This window comes from Bradyrhizobium sp. FW305-F6 (assembly GCF_058782905.1).
Genome location: NZ_JBYSYD010000009.1, coordinates 1 through 1,193, shown reverse-complemented (window position 1 = coordinate 1,193; position 1,193 = coordinate 1). Strand labels below are relative to the sequence as shown.

Annotated in this window: 1 protein-coding gene and 1 pseudogene; both read right to left on the bottom strand. The window is 62.3% G+C overall.

What is annotated here, in order from left to right; translation table 11 throughout:
- Positions 1-23: 23 nt before the first annotated feature.
- A complete protein-coding gene (locus tag AC3WLX_RS33770) occupies positions 24-335 on the bottom strand; it encodes a DUF736 domain-containing protein (protein WP_024342307.1) in 312 nt (103 codons plus the stop codon).
- Between the two features lie 661 nt (positions 336-996).
- Positions 997-1,116 (bottom strand): annotated as a pseudogene (locus tag AC3WLX_RS33765) (antirestriction protein ArdC); the annotation flags it as partial.
- Positions 1,117-1,193: the final 77 nt, after the last annotated feature.

The following is a 1,193-nucleotide window of genomic DNA, read 5'->3' as shown; positions in this document are numbered from 1 at the left end:
GGGGGGGCCCGCTTCGTCGGCCGTCAATCCCGGCTCGGGCGGGACCAGATGAGCTGGAGACCTTCCTGGCCTTCCACCTCGATCAGGGTGGCGTAGATCGGAGCCGGGAAGCTCGGGTCGTCCAGCTTGACCGAGAGGTAATCGCGCTCGGTGTCCCTGGCGGTCTTCTGCCAAGCCGCTCCCAGCTCGACATTACCGGCGAAGATGCGGAAGTGCGGTCCCTTGTCCGAGGGGTTATCGACCCGAACCAGCTTGGCCCTGGCATTGAGCGCGAGGGTACGAACCGTGCCGGTGAAGCCGTTGCCGATCGAGGTGAAGGTGCCGATGGTTGCCATTGTGGTGTCCTTTTCAGTTTCCCGGGCCGCGCCCATCGCGGCCTCGATGGCTGGCGACAGACCGGAGGCGGTCGACCCGCACCCCGCAGGGGCCGGCACGCAGTAGAGGGCAGCCAGGGCACGACTTTCTTGATTTCCGCGAGGAATGGACGCGCAGCGATCCAGGGGAAGAAAGTCGTAACCGGCTGTTGCGGGGGTAAGAGCGAGGCGGCGCCTAAGCGACGACGCCCTTCGGTCAGACATGCCAATCGAGGACGACGTGGGTGTGCCAGAAGAAACGGTCGAGGAACACGAATTGCGATCATCGAAACCCAGACCGAGGAAAGAACCCGATCACCGCTCACCACACATCTGGCAATTCCTAAAGGCTTGCTGGTCGAGGCCCGAAGCAGGAACGCAAGCGCAACTCGCCGTCAGGAGTTACGCGGCCCGCAAGGTGAACCCGCAGGCCGCGAGCGAGATTTGCTAGGCAAATTCGACGACCCGTGCAAAGCCCGAACGTCGTCCAACCTCGAAAAAAGGCGAGCAAGAACGTCCGGTCGCGCAGCACAAGAAATGAAGGAGCGCTGGCCGCAGCGGCCAAGCAAGGGGCTGCGGTCTCTGCATTAGTCGCCAGATAAGCAAGGGCCGGCAAGCGTCGGCGCCGATCGCGGCGCGCTAATCATGCTGCCTCCTCGACGTCTGCTGCCTTCGGCTGCTGGTCGTGCAGATAGGCAACGGCGCGTTGTGCATGCGCGGCAGCCGAGAAGATGAAGCGCTTCTCATTAGACAAGAGCTCCAATAATCAGCAGCAGATCATAATGTGAAGGAAGATTCTAAGCGCAGCTGGCCTGTGGAGATCGGCTAAAACGGCTTGCG

What these genes read in the sequence shown, in the direction of transcription:
- AC3WLX_RS33770 (WP_024342307.1), bottom strand. Translation starts at nt 335, where the DNA reads ATGGCAACCATCGGCACCTTCACCTCGATCGGCAACGGCTTCACCGGC.